Source organism: Algoriphagus sp. (assembly GCF_030694375.1).
In the GTDB taxonomy this organism is placed as follows: domain Bacteria; phylum Bacteroidota; class Bacteroidia; order Cytophagales; family Cyclobacteriaceae; genus Algoriphagus.
On the sequence record NZ_JAUXYL010000038.1, the window covers coordinates 452,114 to 466,224 of the forward strand.

Consider the following 14,111-nt stretch of genomic DNA (forward strand, 5'->3'; position numbering starts at 1 on the left):
AATAAATATGAAACAAATAGCCATCCTCGGAGCCGGAGAAAGCGGATTGGGAGCAGCACTGCTCGCCAAGCGGGAAGGCTATGGGGTTTGGGTATCTGATTCAGGAATGATATCAGCCGAGCGAAAAAATGCACTTCAGGATGCAGGTATCAGCTTTGAGGAAGGTGGTCATGACGAGTCAAAAGTTCTTTCCTGCGATCTGATAATCAAAAGCCCCGGTATTCCTACCAAGGCTCCTTTGGTGAAAAAGGCGATGAATGAAGGGATTCCGGTCGTAGATGAGCTGGAATTTGCCTACCGATACAGTGCAGGGAAAGTGATTGCCATCACCGGAACAAACGGGAAAACGACCACCACACTTTTGACCTATCACTTGCTCAAAGAAGCGGGATATGATGTCGGTCTTGCCGGAAATGTCGGTCAGAGTTGGGCAGGTCAGCTGGTCAATCAGGACCACGACTGGTGGGTGATTGAGGTGTCAAGCTTTCAGATTGACGGTTTTCAGTGCTTTAAACCGACCATCGGGATATTGACCAATATTACTCCGGATCATTTGGATCGCTACGACTACAAAATAGACAACTACATCTTTTCCAAAATGAGCTTGTTCAAAAACATGACTCAGCGCGAAAAGGGAATTGCATTTCGAGAGGATCCCTTGACAAAGAAAGGCTTGGAGATGAAAAAGCTCAAGACCGATTTCCATTGGATTTCCCTTTCCGAGAAGCAGGGCAAGGGTGGGTACAGTGATGGGAAAACACTGGAGCTTGCTGCTAATGGAAATTCCGCAAGTATTTCTGTTTCGGGACTTTCCATCCAAGGGAAACATAATATTCTGAATGCACTGTGTGCCGGGACGGCTGCCCTAATGGCAGGATTGACCGAGTCTCAATTAATCCAAGGCTATAAAACATTCAAAAATGCGCCGCATCGCATGGAGCTAGTCCGGGAAATGGACGGGGTTCGCTTTGTCAATGACAGCAAAGGAACCAATGTCGAGGCGACCTATTACGCGTTGGGTAGCTACGTCGAGCCTCTGATCTGGATTGCTGGTGGAGTGGACAAAGGAAATGATTATTCAGTACTGAATGACTTGGTGGATAATGGAAAAGTAAAAGTTCTGATTTGCCTGGGAACAGACAATGAAAAGCTAAAGGAGGCTTTTGCGGGGATCATTTCCACCATCAAAGAAACTCAGGATATAAGTGAAGCAGTGGTTTGGGGTCAGGAATTGGCCGAAAAGGGAGAAGTGGTTTTGCTTTCTCCGGCATGTGCCAGCTTTGATTTATTCAAAAATTATGAAGACCGCGGTGATCGGTTTCGCTCAGCGGTTTTGGGATTAAAAGAAAAACAGAAAGCATGATTACGCTGAAGGCATGGATAGACGAGCAGTTTAAGGGCGATCCCATCATCTGGGCCATCGTGATTTTGCTGTCTTTGTTCAGCATCTTGGTGGTGTATTCTGCCACAGGTACTTTGGCATACAAGACCGCCGGAGGAAATACTGAATTGTATTTGCTCAGACATTCCTTTTTAGTATTCGTCTCCTTGTTTGTGATGTGGTTGGCGCATAAGATGCCCTACAAGAAGTACGCGCTTTATGCCCGTCTATTCATGTATTTATCCATCCCACTCCTCGCATTTACCTACCTTTTCGGGTCAAATATCAACGACGCCAATCGCTGGATTACAATTCCTGTAATCAATCAGGCGTTCCAGCCTTCGGATTTGGCAAAGCTTTCTCTAATCGCTGCCTTGGCGGCCATGCTTGCCAAGCGTCAAAATAACATCAAAGACTTTACCGGGACTTTCTTGCCTATTATCCTGTCCATCGGAGTGATTTGTGCGCTGATTGGTATGGCCAATATGTCTACGGCGATTCTTCTTTTGGCTACCTGCCTGTTGATCATGTTTATCGGCAGGGTTCCATTGAAATATTTGCTGCTGGTCGTCATGGTGGGCGTTATGGGTTTGACCATAGCAGTTTTTGCAGGACAGCGTGGAGAAACCTTTTATTCCCGTATCGAAGCCTTCTGGGAGTCAAAAGATGACGACAGCAAGATTCCTTTTCAAGCCGAACAATCCTACATCGCAATCGCTACAGGCGGAGTCACCGGTAAAGGCCCCGGAAACAGCGAGCAGCGCAATTCACTGCCTCACCCGTACTCAGATTTTATCTACGCCATCATCATTGAAGAATACGGAATGGTAGGCGGGGCAACTGTGCTATTCCTTTACCTCGCACTTCTGTATCGGGGGATGCGGATTGTAGCTAATTCCAACAAAGCCTTCGGAGGTTTGCTTTCCGCAGGATTAAGTTTTGCCCTAGTCATTCAGGCTTTGGTCAATATGGCCGTAGCCGTGGGTTTGGGCCCAATTACAGGCTTGCCGCTTCCACTCCTTAGTATGGGTGGGACGTCCTTGGTTTTCACAGGAACCGCACTTGGGATCATCTTGAGTGTGAGTCGCGGAGATCACTCGGATGAAGTGGTGGCTGTGCCCGAAGTACGAAATCGATTAAGAACAGCATAAACCCAAAAAGCCATTAGCACTCAGACGACATATCGAATTCTCATCAGCGGTGGAGGCACCGGCGGGCATATCTATCCTGCCATCGCCATTGCCAACGCATGGAAGGAAAAACATCCTGCCAGTGAGATTCTTTTCGTGGGTGCTTTGGGAAAAATGGAAATGCAAAAAGTCCCTGAAGCAGGATATGAAATCAAGGGTCTGCCAATAGCGGGACTTCAGCGAAGCCTGACTTTGGACAATCTTAGCTTCCCTTTCAAGCTTGTCAAAAGCCTTCGTGCTGCTTACCAAATCGTGCAGGAATTCAGGCCTGATGCAGTAGTAGGTGTTGGTGGCTATGCAAGCGGGCCGGTACTTTATGCTGCGCAAAATAAAAGAATTCCAACCCTGGTGCAGGAGCAAAATTCCTATGCGGGATTGACCAATAAGCTTTTGGCCAAGAAGGCAAATGCAATTTGTGTGGCATACCCGAACATGGAGAAGTTTTTCCCTTCCCGTAAAATTAAAATTACCGGGAATCCTGTCAGAAAAGATATTCTCGACTTGTCAGGCAAAAAAGAAACCGGGCTGGAGCATTTCGGGCTGGCAGCGGATCGCAAGACGGTTTTGGTTTTGGGAGGTTCCTTAGGAGCAAGAACCCTCAATCAGGCGGTTTTGAAGGACATGCATAAGCTGGAAGAATCCGGCTACCAGGTTCTCTGGCAGTGTGGGAAATTTTATTTCAAGGAAATGTTGGCCACGCTTGAAAACGCGGATCTAAAGCATGTCCATCTAAGGGAATTTATCCGCGAAATGGACCTGGCTTATGCAGTTGCAGACCTCATTGTGTCCAGAGCTGGAGCCCTTTCTGTTTCGGAGCTTAGCCTTGTGGGCAAGCCGGTGATTTTCATCCCTTCTCCCAATGTGGCGGAAGATCACCAAACCAAAAACGCCATGGCCTTTGTCAATCATCAGGCGGCGGTGCTGCTGAAAGATTCCGAAGCAATCGGGCAATTGAAAAGCAAAATTGATGCACTGATGCAAGACGGAAGTCTAGTCGAAGCATTGGGGAAAAATATTAAGAAGTTGGCCAAGCCGGATGCGGCAAATGCCATTGTAATTGAGTTGGAAAAACTGGTCAAATGACATTCAAAGGAATAAATAGCGTCTACTTCCTCGGAATCGGTGGCATCGGCATGAGTGCCTTGGCCCGATGGTTCCGACATGAAGGATATCCTGTGGCAGGGTATGACAAGACTCCTTCGCCTTTGACTGAGGAGCTGGAAAAGGAAGGCATGGTGATCAGTTTCAATGATTCTGCAGCGGATATTCCGATTGAATTTACCTCCAAACCGGATGAGGTTTTGGTTGTCTGGACCCCTGCAATCCCAAAGAATAGTGTGCTGTTAAATTTCTTCCAGGCTCATTACCAACTAAAGAAACGATCCGAAGTTCTTGGGATGATTACCAAGGATTTTTATACCATAGCAGTAGCGGGAACTCACGGAAAGACCAGCACCTCTTCCCTGATCGCTCATTTGCTGAAATCGGCAGGCAAACCTGTCGCTGCTTTTTTAGGAGGGATTACTCAGAATTACAACAGCAACTTGATTTTGCCGGGCAAATCAAAAGAAGCAACACTTGTAGTGGTCGAGGCAGATGAATTTGACCGCTCCTTCCTGAAGCTTCATCCAAACGAGGCAGTGGTCACGAGTGCGGACGCGGATCATCTGGACATCTACGGCGATGAGGCCACGATTTTGGATGGTTTCCGTGACTTCATCAAGTTGGTAGATAAAAAGGGGAAACTCTACATCCAATCCCATGCATGGTATCGCTTAGGAGAGAACATGGGGATCAGTGCAGGAATTAGAGAATATGGATTGAGGTCTTCTGGAATTCATGCCGATAATATCATTGCTAAGCCGGGAATTTTCCTCTTTGATTACATGGGGACCAAGGCACAAATCAAAGGATTGGAACTTCATATTCCGGGTTTTCACAATGTGGAAAATGCTTTGGTTGCTATAGCCATCGCAATTGATCATGGTGTAAGTGAGAATCAGATACGGGAAGGTATCAAGTCATTCAAAGGAGTAAAACGTCGGTTTGAGATACATTCCACCGTGCCGGGACACATTTATATCGATGACTATGCGCATCATCCCGAGGAAATCAAAGCTTGCCTGAGCTCTGTGCGGGCCATGTACCCTACACAGCGACTCACGGTGATTTTCCAGCCTCATCTGTTTACACGGACAAGAGACTTCGCGGCAGGATTTTCTGAAAGCCTGTCGTTGGCAGATGAAGTGGTGCTGCTGGACATTTACCCAGCCCGGGAACTTCCCATTGAAGGAGTGACTTCTGCGATGCTTTTGGATGGAATTCAGACGGGTAAAAAGACGCTGATAAATAAAGAACAGGTAATGGACTACCTGCTGGAATCCCGTCCCGAAGTCCTGGTGACTATGGGCGCGGGAGATATTGATCGATTGGTTCCGGGAATAGCGGCATGGATGGATTCAAGAACTAAACAATTTGACGCATGAATAAGGCAAAACTTAAAAAAGCGCTTGGATTGGTGACCCTTTGTCTGGTTTTGGTCGGATTCATCGGGTTTGTGGAAAAGCAAACTCAGCTCAAAGCCTATCAGGGATTTGAAGTAGACCTCAAGGCTGTCAGCGGAGTCTATTTTGTAGAGGAGAAAGAAATTGAAGCAATAGTAAAGTCTGCATTTCCTGAACTGAAATCTGGACTTCCGATGGCGGAAGTTCCTTTGGCAGCGATTGAGAAAAGACTTTCAGGACATCCATTTATCAAATCGGTGGAAACATCTGTCGGGCAAAAAGGAATCCTAAAAATGACTATCCATCAGCACGAGCCCATCGCAAGAATTGCCAGACCGATGGCAGCCGACGGATATATCACTACGGAAGGATTGATCATCCCCACCTCACCTACTTATACCAGTCGGGTGCTGATTTTGGAAGGTGCTTTTGCAGAGCAATTGATGGATCAGGGAAGTGTGGATTCGATGCCTGAATTGATGTCCTTGATCCGGTTTGTCACTGAAGATGAGTTTTGGAGTGCTCAGGTGAGTGAGTTGGAGATTAATAAGAAGGACGACATCCGATTGCATCAGCAAGTTGGGAAGCAAGTGATCGAGTTTGGAGATGCGCACGACATCGAGAGCAAATTCAGACGGATCGAAGTGCTGTATAAAGAGATTTTACCAAGAAAAGGCTGGAATGCTTACGAGCGGATCAGCGTGAAATTTAAAAATCAAATTGTTTGTGAATAAAGCTTGGATATGGAAAACGACAAATTAATCGTAGGTCTGGACATTGGGACGACCAAAATCTGCGCGATCATCGGACGCAAGAATGAGTTTGGGAAACTCGAAGTCCTAGGCATGGGCAAGGCAGTCTCTGATGGAGTCGATCGCGGCATCGTAACCAATATCGAGAAGACTGTACATGCGATCCAGAAAGCCGTGGAGGATTGCTCCAATATGGCCGATGTGAATATCGCTGAGGTTATCGTCGGAATCGCCGGACAGCACATCCAAAGCAAAATAATGCATGGGAGCATCATGCGCCAGCCTACTGAGGATGAGATTACGGTGGAAGACGTGCAGCGACTTTCCGCTGATATGCACAACATCGTCGTGCCTCCGGGAAACAGCATCATCCATGTGATGCCGCAGGATTACACAGTGGACTACGAAGGTGGAATCAAAGATCCTGTAGGAATGGCCGGCACCCGTCTTGAGGCAGATTTCCATATCATCACCGCCCAGACTACTGCTATTCACAACATCAACAAGTGTGTGAAAAAGGCATCTCTTGAATCCAAACAACTGATTTTGGAGCCCCTTGCCAGCTCACTTTCAGTATTGAGCGACGATGAAAAGGAAGCAGGCGTTTGTCTGGTTGACATCGGAGGCGGCACCACTGACATTGCCATTTTCTATGAAAATATAATCCGTCACACTGCGGTAATCCCGCTTGGGGGAAACATCATCACTGCCGATATCAAGGAAGGTTGCATGCTGATGCAAAATCAGGCCGAATTGCTCAAAACCCGCTTTGGTAAAGCTATAGCGGAAGAAGCCAATCCGAACGAAATCGTATCCATCCCTGGACTTAGAAACAGGCCACCAAAGGAAATTTCCATCCGGAATCTGGCTTCAATTATCCAGGCAAGAATGGAGGAAATCATCGAAATCGTCCAAAACGAAATCATGCAAAGTGGCTACTATAAAAAATTGGCTGGAGGTATAGTAATCACCGGTGGAGGTTCACAGTTGCAGTGCATTTCCCAGCTGTTCGAATACATGACCGGACTGGATTCCAGAATCGGATTTCCAAACGAGCATCTCGGCAAGTCGGTGATTGAAGAGGTGAAAAGTCCGATGTATGCCACATCAGTGGGCTTGGTATTAGCCGGGTTCAAGGCTTTGGACAATCGAGAGGAAGGCTATCTAAAAAGAAAAGCCAACTCCGGAATCAAGCCCATTATCGCGGTGAAAAGAGAGGCAATTGCCAATAATTTCTTCAAAGGAATAACTGATCGCTTGAAAACTTTGATCTCCGATGACATCGGGGAAGAATACTAATTACTAGGGCTTATGATTGAGGAGGTAATCCGCCTTGCAGATTACTTCCTTCTTAACCCTCTTCCATTATGAAACACAACAACCATAAATATTCACCAAATCAAAAAATATGTCAGATAGCATGAAAGATTACAGATTTGACCTCCCAAGAAATCAAAAGTCAATTATCAAGGTAATTGGCGTAGGAGGAGGCGGCAGCAACGCCGTAAACCACATGTACGCTCAGGGAATTAAGGACGTGGAGTTTGTCGTGGTCAATACAGACGCACAGGCTTTGAAATCATCCCCCGTTCCATTGAGGCTGCAGCTTGGAGCAAACTTGACCGAAGGTCTCGGTGCAGGCGCCAATCCGGAGCAAGGACGAAACGCTGCCCTTGAGTCTCAGGAGGAGATCCGCGAGTTACTTGCTGATAATACCAAAATGGTATTCATCACTGCAGGAATGGGCGGTGGTACAGGCACAGGTGCAGCGCCGATTGTAGCCAAAATCGCCAAAGAACTCAATATCCTGACCGTGGGTATCGTGACTGCTCCCTTCATGTTTGAGGGGAAAAAGAAAATGGCTGTAGCTCAGGCAGGCATTGAATCGCTAAGAGAAAACTGCGACACTGTATTGGTGATTCTCAATGACAAACTGCGTGAAATCTACGGTAACCTGGCTATCCGAACTGCATTCAGCAAGGCAGACGATATCCTGACTACCGCAGCGAAATCTATTGCCGAGATCATTACCATCCATCAGGATGTCAACGTCGACTTTGAAGATGTGAAGACTGTCATGAAGGAGGCGGGAGCGGCAGTGATGGGATCCTCTACTGAAGAGGGTGAAGGTCGTGCTATCCGCGCAGCCGGAGCTGCTATTTCTTCTCCATTGCTCAATAATGTGGATATCAAAGGCGCTCAGAAAATACTTCTTTCCATCATGTCTGGTGAAGATGAGGAACTTTCTATGGACGAACTCAGCGAAATCACTGAATACATCCAAGAGAAAGCCGGTGACAATGCTGAACTAATCTTCGGTCAGGGTATCGATCCGGAACTTGGCAAAGCTATCCGTGTGACGGTCATCGCTACTGGTTTTGAAATGGATAAACTTTCTGAAAAGCGTAGAAACAGAGAATTTTCTGCTCCGGTTTCAGCATTCGCAAATCCAATTGCCAATACGCCTGTAGCAAATCCCGAGATAGTGAAGACTGTCATCAACCTGGATTCAGGCAAAAGCCAAAAAGTAAAAGAAGAGCCGATTTCTGGTGGGGCAACTTTCACTTTCAATCTGCCAAAAGCGCCTGCTGCTGCGCCGATGAAACCGGTTGAAGAAGAAATGGAAGAGTTTGTTTTCCGGGTAAATCCAATTCAGGAAGACCATGAGGAAATTACTCAGGAAGTGAAGTCCGAAAAGATTGTTTTCAAATTGGAAGATGATTCTGAGAAGCAGTCTGAAGTCCTTCCTAAGGAATCAGAGCCAGTTCCACAGCTATTTGCAAATGATTACTACGAGCAGATGAAGCAGAAGGCAATCCAGCGTGCACATGAGCGATTTGAAAAACTGAAAGGTAACCGAGCGTTCAATCCAAGTCCTGAGGAACTGAAAGAAAAAATGAACGTGCCAGCATATCAGCGCAAGAATGTGGTACTGAATGAACCACAGCACAGTTCAGAGTCTGAGACAAGCAAGTACAATCTGAGCGACGAGAACGAGATTCTCGGCAACAACAGATTCCTGCATGATAATGTGGATTAATTCCTAAAATTCAAGCAGCATGTCTGCCTGGGTTTGCAGAAGTTCTACATACAGCCTGTTGGTGAGCAGGTTATCTGACATATTTTGCTCGATTTTAGCAAGCTTCGGCTTGAGAGCAAGGACATGCATACCCAGATAATGGAAGATGTCGGTAAGGTGGCTCAAAGCGATGCCACCCCCGCCAACTCCAGATGAAATTCCAACCAATGCACATTTTTTATTCCGAAAAGTGTTCGGATAGGTCATTCCGTCTATGAATGATTTGAGAATTCCCGGAAAAGAACCGTTGTATTCCGCTACTATGAAAACAAACTTTGTCCCGGCTTTGACCCGGTCGTGAAAGGCATTATAGCCATCGTTTTTCCCATTATTTTCATAAAGTGCTGTAGCAATAAAGTCTGCCGGCAAATGCTCCAGTTCCAAGATTTCGGATGCTGTACCTTTTTCAAGTAGAATTGATTGGTAAATTTCAGCTATGACCTTGGAAACTGAATTTTTACGGTTTGTGCCAACGATAATTTTAACCATAAGGAGATTTTTATGTTTCCTATACAAGCAAGTAGGGTGAAAAGTTCTAAGCCTAAACCAAAATCCTATCTTTGCCCGTAAATCTTCCAAAAAAAACATGGACTACCTCGATCAAATTCAAGACGCTGTTTCATTTATCCAAAAGCTACACCCGTCGGAGGTTCCGATAGGAATTATTTTAGGTACTGGTCTGGGAAGTCTCGGAAATCAGATTGAAGTCGAACTTGAAATAGATTACAAAGACATTCCTCATTTCCCCGTTTCCACAGTGGAAAGCCATTCTGGGAAATTAATTTTTGGTACCCTTTCAGGTAAAAAAGTAATGGCAATGAAAGGGAGGTTTCATTACTACGAGGGCTATTCGATGAAAGAAGTGACTTTTCCGGTGCGGGTAATGAAAAAACTGGGAGTAGGCACCTTGTTGGTCTCCAATGCCTGCGGTGGGCTAAATCCTGCGCAGGAAGTTGGAGACGTGATGCTCATCACCGATCACATCAACCTGTTTTCGGATAATCCACTACGCGGCAAAAATTACGACGAATTAGGCCCGAGATTTCCTGATATGAGCGATGCCTATTCACATGAATTGATCGAAAAAGCGCTCAAAATTGCTGAAAAAAAGGGGGTCAAACTTCATCGTGGCGTTTATGCAGGAGTGGAAGGACCCAACCTGGAAACCCCTGCTGAATACAAATATTTACGAATTATTGGAGGCGATGCGGTGGGCATGAGTACTGTTCCCGAGGTGTTGGTTGCACGGCATTCCGGAATGGAAGTATTCGGGATATCAGCGATTACCGATATGGGTATTGAGGGTAGAATCCATAAAGTAGATATCGCCTATGTACTCGCTGCCGCAGCCAAGGCCGAACCAGTCATGGGGATGATTTTGAAAGAATTGGTCGCCGTCATTTAATTCGTTTGCGAAAATTAAAACTAAGAATCCTGCTTCAAAAGAGATTGGATTCTTAGTTTCTATTGATGACGATGTGATTTTGAAGTAACCGGATTTTTAGCTTTTATCCATTTTTACGCAGTGGTACTTTCACACTTCCAGAGCCTCTATTCTTTTTTAGTCTTGTAGCGAAAGGATTTTTGGCCCGTTTACAATAAAAGGACCTGTGCTTTTCGGTAAATTTGGTTTCTTGAACTTGTTATGATAAGATTTTACGTTAGTTCACTTTTTCTCATTTTGATTTTTTGTTTTCCGACTTTCGGACAGACAGATTCGCTTCGTTTTTCTTTTGGAAAAATAGAAGGCCCCCATCCCGGTACCTATATTTTAACAGGTAAAGTCACTTCAAAAGATGGTGCTAAGCCAATTGAAGGGGTAGGTGTGCATGTTGACGGAGTTTTTACCGGCGTAAGTACAGATCGTTTTGGGACGTATTACTTGACTATTACTCCCGGAGATCATCGTGTAGCCTTTCGGCATATTTCCAACGTTCCGGTATTTACCCGGATTTTGCTTTATGAAAACGCCGTTGTTAGTGTGCAAATGGTGGAAAAAGCATTCGAACTTGATGGTGTGGTAGTCCTGTCCGATGAGCCTGATCGAAATGTGAGAAATCCAATCACGGGAGTCACCAAATTGACGACCACTGAACTGAGAGCTATTCCTGCATTTCTGGGTGAAGCAGATATTTTCAAGGGGCTCCAGCTTCTACCTGGCGTGAGTTCTGTAGGTGAAGGGACCTCCGGAATTAATGTCCGTGGGGCTAAGGCAGATCAAAATCTCCTTCTGATGAATGAAGTATTGGTCTTAAGTTCTAATCATGCTCTTGGATTTCTATCAGGCTTCAATACTGATGTGACAGAGAATTTCACACTTTACAAAGGAAATCTACCGGCTAACTTTGGAGGAAGAGCAGGTTCTGCACTGAATATCCTGATGAGGCCCGGAAGCAGTGAAAGCTGGCAAGGCCAAGTCGGGTTTGGAACATCCAATGGCAAAGTATTAATCGAAGGGCCGGTTGTAAAAGACAAGATTTCGGTGATTTTTGGTGGTAGAGTTTCGAACGTGAACTGGCTCCTTGGACAGGCGCTGGACTTGGATATTCAGAATAGTAGGCTGAATTTTTATGACGGCTACCTCGGATTGAACTGGGATCTGGGCAAGGGGCATCTGCTTGAAGCCAACACGCTAGTGACAGGCGATGACTTTCAGTTTTCGGATCAATTTGGATACGAATGGGCAAACCGGATCAGTTCGCTGCGATATAAAGGGATTTTAGGAGAAAATATTTCCATCACCGGTTTATTGGCTGACGGCAACTTTGATAATGCTTTTTTTGACCCTGAAGGAGTCGATGCTGCCAAAGTGAAGAATGGGATGCGCTACCAGCAAGGAAAAGTGTCTGCCACTTGGGCTAATGATAAACTTGCGTTAACAGGTGGTTTGGAAGGGATTTATTATCAGGGAAAACCAGAGCGAATTTCTCCATTTGACGAATTCTCCGCCATTCAGGAAGAGCAAGTTGGTAAAGAGCGGGGAATGGAACTCTCCGGATTTTTGTCTTTGGAATATGAGCTGGGAGAAAATACCGGATTTGTCGGAGGCTTGAGGTATTCAGGTTATTCCCAATTGGGTGCGGATACAGTGTATCAATACAATCCGAACGGGCCGATCAGTGAAAGTAATATCACAGGCGAAACTCCATTTCCTTCCGGGAAAATTAAGTCGTATTCTGGTTTTGAACCCAGATTTTCACTCAGACAAAATCTGAATGCTACACTGTCTGTGAAGGCGAGTTATGCGAGACTCTTTCAGTACATTCAGTCTGTGTCCAATACGTTTGGACCAACTCCGATAGACCTTTGGCAATTGAGCACAAGCTACATCCCACCACAGCGCTCGGATAATTTCTCCCTTGGGATCTTTAAAAATGCGAAAGACAACAGCTGGGAATATTCCATTGACGCCTTTTACAGGACAAGTGTCAACCAGGTGGAATACCGGGATTTTGCGCAGATATTTCTAAATCCGCACATGGAGACTGAATTGGTTTTTGGAAAGGGGGAGGCCTATGGCGCTGAGTTTCTGATCAAGAAAAACCTTGGCGTGGCGACAGGATGGTTGGCTTATACGTATTCCCGTTCTTTTTTTACTTCCCAAAGTGGGTTTAGCGAAGAGCAAATCAATAAGAATGAGCGTTTCCCTTCGAACTATGACAAACCGCACGAGGTCAATTTTATCCTTAGCCGTAGGATGTACCCGAGAGGGCTTTTCAACTTCTCGGTCAATTATGCCACTGGCCGTCCCGTCAGTGCAGTGAGTGCATCTTACATCCTGAATGGTGGGCTTGTAGTGCCGGATTATTCCAATAGAAATCAATATCGAATTCCAGATTACTTCCGGGTGGACGTTTCTTACACGATCGAAAAGGTATTCTCCAAGAAAGGAGACAGTTTGAATTTCAGTATTTACAATCTTTTTGGAAGGAAAAATGCGTATTCGGTTTTTTGGCAAAAAGATGAAGATTCGAAGCAGTTGAGACCTTATCGTCTGGCAATATTGGGATCAATTTTTCCTTCGATTACTTACAGTATTAAATGGGGAGGGAAACAATGAAAAAGTTGAAAATTTTAGGTGTATTGATTGTTTTCCTTGGCCTTAATTCCTGTGTGGAGCAGATTGAATTTGAGTTGGAAAAGTTAGAACGGGAACGCTTGATCGTATCGGGCACATTGACCAATCTGAATGAACCACAGGTTGTTTTTCTATCAGAGACGATTTCCAAAGCCAGAAAACCGCTACTTGCAGACGAAGAAAACAGGATTTTTACATTAAATGATTTGCCAAGGCCTTTGCAGGGAGCAAGGGTAACCTTAGTGGATGCCAGCCAGGGGAGACCATGGGTCTATCAAGAAACCGAGCCCGGCAAGTATGAGCTATTTGACTACTTGGGGACTGGGTCAAATTCAGAATTATATCTGGAGATACGAGTAGGAGATCGGGTATATCGCTCTAGACCTCAAAAAATTCCTGAAGCAATCGGATCGGATGAATTGAGTTTTTCCTTTGAGCGGACCCGGTTGAAGGATAATCCTGATGCGGCTCAGGTATTGATCAAGACAGCGGTGACCTTGCCGGATCAAGTTGGGGATTATTACTTGCGTTGGGCAGTGGATGAGGCATATTTTTGGGATTTGACCTTTTTTCCAAATCCGTTTAATACGCCTCCGCCTCCCTGTATCGTATTTGGTTTTCCCGACCCTGAGCGAATCACACTGATCAATGGGGACCTTCTCAATAAACCGGGAGGGAAAAGCACGCAAATCGTCGCCAAGCGACTGGTTGATCAGTCCTTTCTCAGCAGACATTATTTTACAGTCCGACAATTGAGTATTTCAAAAAATGCCTACGAATATTGGAGAAGGGTGAGAGAATTGGTTAATAATACAGGTTCTGTATTTGACTCGCCACCGGCTTCGATTCAGGGAAATCTATATAATGTAACCAATCCCGATGAAGTAGTTCTAGGGTATTTTGAAGTGGCAAGGGCCAAGGTTTCGAGAATCTATACCACATTTAAGGATGTCCCTTTCTTTTTGGAAAAAAGCTGCGAATATATTCCAAGCAAGCGGCTAGACCAATATCTGCCTACCTGTTTAAGCTGCAACGCATTTCCAAACAGTCAAATGGAGTATCCCGAGTGGTGGTTTGATGAGTGAGAAATTGTAAGATTTGAAGATTTGAAAATTGAAAAATTCAGG

Annotated in this window: 11 protein-coding genes; 10 read left to right on the plus strand and 1 reads right to left on the minus strand. The window is 45.4% G+C overall.

Features of this window, described 5'->3' with window-relative positions; genetic code table 11:
- Positions 1–7: 7 nt before the first annotated feature.
- From murD to ftsZ, 7 genes are all read left to right on the plus strand, one after another.
- Positions 8–1,363, plus strand: coding sequence for a UDP-N-acetylmuramoyl-L-alanine--D-glutamate ligase (gene murD, locus Q8M62_RS13815; protein WP_304900001.1), 1,356 nt, complete (start codon positions 8–10; stop codon positions 1,361–1,363).
- Positions 1,360–2,532, plus strand: a complete 1,173-nt coding sequence (locus tag Q8M62_RS13820) for an FtsW/RodA/SpoVE family cell cycle protein (RefSeq protein ID WP_304900000.1) — start codon at positions 1,360–1,362, stop codon at positions 2,530–2,532. The genes murD and Q8M62_RS13820 overlap by 4 nt, the downstream gene beginning before the upstream one ends.
- A gap of 12 nt (positions 2,533–2,544) precedes the next feature.
- Positions 2,545–3,654 carry an undecaprenyldiphospho-muramoylpentapeptide beta-N-acetylglucosaminyltransferase gene (murG, locus tag Q8M62_RS13825; protein ID WP_304900004.1) on the plus strand — a complete coding sequence of 370 codons (1,110 nt, stop codon included), beginning with the start codon at positions 2,545–2,547 and terminating at the stop codon, positions 3,652–3,654.
- Positions 3,651–5,057: a UDP-N-acetylmuramate--L-alanine ligase gene (murC, locus tag Q8M62_RS13830; RefSeq protein ID WP_304899999.1), complete on the plus strand. Its 1,407-nt coding sequence runs from the start codon at positions 3,651–3,653 to the stop codon at positions 5,055–5,057. The genes murG and murC overlap by 4 nt, the downstream gene beginning before the upstream one ends.
- Positions 5,054–5,809 carry a cell division protein FtsQ/DivIB gene (locus tag Q8M62_RS13835; RefSeq protein WP_304899998.1) on the plus strand — a complete coding sequence of 252 codons (756 nt, stop codon included), beginning with the start codon at positions 5,054–5,056 and terminating at the stop codon, positions 5,807–5,809. The genes murC and Q8M62_RS13835 overlap by 4 nt, the downstream gene beginning before the upstream one ends.
- Positions 5,810–5,818: 9 nt before the next feature.
- Positions 5,819–7,126, plus strand: a complete 1,308-nt coding sequence (gene ftsA / locus Q8M62_RS13840) for a cell division protein FtsA (protein ID WP_304899997.1) — start codon at positions 5,819–5,821, stop codon at positions 7,124–7,126.
- Positions 7,127–7,247: 121 nt separating this feature from the next.
- The gene (gene ftsZ, locus Q8M62_RS13845; protein ID WP_304899996.1) at positions 7,248–8,867 is read left to right on the plus strand and encodes a cell division protein FtsZ; all 1,620 of its coding nucleotides are present in this window, start codon (positions 7,248–7,250) and stop codon (positions 8,865–8,867) included.
- 3 nt (positions 8,868–8,870) lie between these two features.
- On the opposite strand, the gene Q8M62_RS13850 is transcribed toward ftsZ, so the two are convergent.
- Positions 8,871–9,395, minus strand: a complete 525-nt coding sequence (locus tag Q8M62_RS13850) for an NADPH-dependent FMN reductase (protein ID WP_304899995.1) — start codon at positions 9,393–9,395, stop codon at positions 8,871–8,873.
- Positions 9,396–9,492: 97 nt separating this feature from the next.
- On the opposite strand from Q8M62_RS13850, the gene Q8M62_RS13855 reads away from it, so the two are divergent.
- The 3 genes from Q8M62_RS13855 to Q8M62_RS13865 all read left to right on the plus strand — a co-directional run bounded on the left by Q8M62_RS13855 (position 9,493) and on the right by Q8M62_RS13865 (position 14,069).
- Positions 9,493–10,311, plus strand: coding sequence for a purine-nucleoside phosphorylase (locus Q8M62_RS13855; RefSeq protein WP_304899994.1), 819 nt, complete (start codon positions 9,493–9,495; stop codon positions 10,309–10,311).
- A gap of 240 nt (positions 10,312–10,551) precedes the next feature.
- Complete coding sequence (locus Q8M62_RS13860) at positions 10,552–12,966, plus strand: carboxypeptidase-like regulatory domain-containing protein (protein WP_304899993.1); 2,415 nt, start codon at positions 10,552–10,554, stop codon at positions 12,964–12,966.
- Positions 12,963–14,069, plus strand: coding sequence for a DUF4249 family protein (locus Q8M62_RS13865; RefSeq protein WP_304899992.1), 1,107 nt, complete (start codon positions 12,963–12,965; stop codon positions 14,067–14,069). The genes Q8M62_RS13860 and Q8M62_RS13865 overlap by 4 nt, the downstream gene beginning before the upstream one ends.
- The last annotated feature ends 42 nt before the right edge of the window (positions 14,070–14,111 follow it).

Excerpts from the sequence above, each read along its gene's own strand:
- Q8M62_RS13860 (WP_304899993.1), top strand. The coding sequence starts at position 10,552 with ATGATAAGATTTTACGTTAGTTCACTTTTTCTCATTTTGATTTTTTGT.
- Q8M62_RS13820 (WP_304900000.1), top strand. The coding sequence starts at position 1,360 with ATGATTACGCTGAAGGCATGGATAGACGAGCAGTTTAAGGGCGATCCC.
- ftsA (WP_304899997.1), top strand. The coding sequence starts at position 5,819 with ATGGAAAACGACAAATTAATCGTAGGTCTGGACATTGGGACGACCAAA.
- Q8M62_RS13855 (WP_304899994.1), top strand. The coding sequence starts at position 9,493 with ATGGACTACCTCGATCAAATTCAAGACGCTGTTTCATTTATCCAAAAG.
- ftsZ (WP_304899996.1), top strand. The coding sequence starts at position 7,248 with ATGAAAGATTACAGATTTGACCTCCCAAGAAATCAAAAGTCAATTATC.
- murD (WP_304900001.1), top strand. The coding sequence starts at position 8 with ATGAAACAAATAGCCATCCTCGGAGCCGGAGAAAGCGGATTGGGAGCA.
- Q8M62_RS13835 (WP_304899998.1), top strand. The coding sequence starts at position 5,054 with ATGAATAAGGCAAAACTTAAAAAAGCGCTTGGATTGGTGACCCTTTGT.
- murC (WP_304899999.1), top strand. The coding sequence starts at position 3,651 with ATGACATTCAAAGGAATAAATAGCGTCTACTTCCTCGGAATCGGTGGC.
- Q8M62_RS13865 (WP_304899992.1), top strand. The coding sequence starts at position 12,963 with ATGAAAAAGTTGAAAATTTTAGGTGTATTGATTGTTTTCCTTGGCCTT.
- Q8M62_RS13850 (WP_304899995.1), bottom strand. The coding sequence starts at position 9,395 with ATGGTTAAAATTATCGTTGGCACAAACCGTAAAAATTCAGTTTCCAAG.